Here is a 2741-nt window from a genome sequence, read left to right as displayed (position 1 = left end):
AGCAGGAAAATATATTTACTTTGAAACGGATATCGGAGAAGTGCTGCCTTATTATATTACAGATGAATTCGGGATCGCAAAATCGACTCTTTATGATAGTGAAGAATCTGGTTTGGCAACAGTTACAGTGAACTATGAAAGTTATTATGACAGTGTTAAAGTTATGATTCTGGAATTACCTGAAAAAACAACGAAGAGGTAACAATTGAAAATTATTCTCAAAACTAAAAGACTGATCTTAAGAGAATTTGTACCTGAAGATCTGAACGATTATGCTAAACTCGACAGCGATCCGGAAGTGATGAGATATATCAGCAAAAGAAAAATTCGAACTTTCAAAGAGATCAAGGACGACCTGGAAGGCATTATTGCTTATAATCAGAAGAATAAAGATTTCGGATTGTGGGCAGCGATTTATAAAGAAAATAAAAATTTCATTGGTTGGTTCTGCCTGAAACCGCTTGATAAAACAGATGAGATCGAAGTTGGTTATCGATTGATCCGGGAATTTTGGAGAAAAGGTTATGCTTCGGAAGGTGCAAAGGCTCTTGTCGAATACGGATTTCAAAATTTGCATTTGAAAAGGATCGCAGCTGTTGTTGATCCACGAAACAAAGCATCGGTCAGAGTTCTGGAAAAATCTGGATTAGAGTATGAAAAGATAGCATATTATTATGATAGTGAAGTTGCATATTTTTCCATTGAGAAAAAGAAAAAACATAAGATCCAAATTCAGGAATATTTTCCTTTTATGGAATTGCAATGGCTTAATGTGCATTCGTCAGTAATGATTGATTCTGCTGCCTGGTGGACAGTTTTGCATAAAAAACCGGTTTATAAAAAAGCTGTTGTCGATCTTGTTGCTTTGATCGATGGTAAGATCGTCGGTTTTATTGTGGTCGAGATCAATAGTGATATTATTGCGGAAATTAATCCTGCCGGATTTGTCTGGGAGTTTGGCGTTCACCGGGATTTTAGGGGAAATGAAATTGGAAAGAGGTTGATTGAAAAAGCGCATGCAATCATGAAAGAAAAATTTAAGATCAATAAAAGCATCTGGTATTCGCAGGAAGAAAAAGCACAGAAATATTATGAAAGAATGGGTATGAAAGAAATTGGAAGACATTGGCAATTCAGCATAAACGCGGGAAAAAAGGTTTTCGATGAATTATTAAAAGATGGATTTAATTGCTGGAATATGCGAGGTTCGTGTGATCTCAAGGATTTTAACAAAGTGAAAAGGAACTTTAATATTATCGAAGATGATGAAACTATTAGACCAAGAATCTGTGTTGGGTATGAGTATGTTTTATAGGAAAAAATAGCAGACATTACTGGATTATAGGAAGAAATTGTTATTTATAAAAGAAAAAACAGAAAACTCAACCAAAAAGTAAATAGTTGTGAACCGTAGGGACAATTCTCGCAATTATGAAAATTGAAAAGCCCTGTTCATGCATATTAGATGTTAAACAGGTGTCAAAGGCAGGAGGAACAGAGCAGGGACACTGAAAATATTCAGTGTCTCTGTTTTTTATTGATTTAGATTCCTACTTTTGAATAGGAACGAAAATAACATAAAATCAGACCTTTACAACATCAGCACATTCCCGATAAAGTAGTTCTCTCTTTTGCCAAAGCTCAAATAATTCTTGCTTGGAGAGTTGGCGAACTAGTGGTCGGTCAGAAGATTTGATCCTTTCAAATATAGTTTTCCAGGATGGATTCAGCCAGATAGTTTTGATTTCCTTTTGCTGCAGGAATTTGCGGTTCTCTTCAGTTTCCACGATCCCGCCACCTGTAGCAATAATTCCCTCTTTATCCCAAGCGAGCAGGATTTCGGATTCGATCTTGCGGAAATATGTTTTCCCATATTTTTGGAATATTTGGTGAATATTCATCCCGAGTTTTTTCTCGATCTCATCATCAAGGTCATAGAATGGCAGGTTCTTGGTTGAAGCAAATTTCTTTCCGAACCATGTTTTCCCAGATCCCATAAATCCTATCAGGAATATCATCATAATTATTCTCATTTTTCCAAAGTTCTGTTATTACTCGTTTCCACATTCCTGCGCGGGAAAGCTTATGAGGTTATTTTTCATACTGACTTCCCACCCTGAAGGACGGAGCTTTTGATTCTATTTTTTCTTCTTGCTTGTCTTATGTTCCTTCTCTTTGAGTTTTCTTTCACGATTTCTTCAATAAACTCATTCATGAGATTAGAGAAAGACAGCAGGATGAGTTTCTCTCGGAACAAGTTCCGAACTACGCTTAATAAAAAAGGCGACCATCAAGTCGCCTTTGCAATATACTAAATTACGAATTATTCAATTTTTTCTTCCTCTTCGTTTTTTTCTTCAGTTTTTACAGGTTCAGATTCTGTAGATTCTTTTGATGCTGCGGGAAGTTTTTTTTCTTTTTTTTCAGGTTCTTTCTCAATTTCAGGAAGTTTTTCATCGCTTGTTTCTATTTTTTCTTCCTTGATTTCCGTCGAAGCTTCAGCAGCAATTTCTTCCTTTTCTTCTTTTTCAGGTTCTATAGGAGTTTCATCTCCGATTTCCGGTTTTTCTTCAATCGTTTCCGGTGTAGTTTCCGGTTCTTTTTCAGTTTCTATTTTTTCCTGCTCATCTGCAGGTTTTTCGGTTTCAACAGGTGTTCCTTTAATATCGTCTTTTGTTTCCAGAGGTTTATCTTCAATTGCTTCATCTTTTTCTGCTTTAACAGATTCTTCAGGCTTTTCT

The 2741-nt window shown here is 35.9% G+C and carries 2 protein-coding genes; one reads left to right on the top strand and one right to left on the bottom strand.

Features of this window, described 5'->3' with window-relative positions:
- The first annotated feature begins 205 nt into the window (after window positions 1–205).
- Window positions 206–1315, top strand: coding sequence for a GNAT family N-acetyltransferase (locus ENL20_04360; protein ID HHE37787.1), 1110 nt, complete (start codon window positions 206–208; stop codon window positions 1313–1315).
- Between the two features lie 268 nt (window positions 1316–1583).
- Here the strand turns inward: ENL20_04360 and ENL20_04355 are convergent, their stop codons facing one another.
- On the bottom strand, window positions 1584–2033 hold the full coding sequence (locus ENL20_04355) for a shikimate kinase (GenBank protein ID HHE37786.1): 450 nt from the start codon (window positions 2031–2033) through the stop codon (window positions 1584–1586).
- Window positions 2034–2741 lie beyond the last annotated feature (708 nt).

The organism is Candidatus Cloacimonadota bacterium (assembly GCA_011372345.1).
Classification (GTDB): domain Bacteria; phylum Cloacimonadota; class Cloacimonadia; order Cloacimonadales; family TCS61; genus DRTC01.
This window is presented reverse-complemented; position numbering and strand designations above follow the sequence as displayed.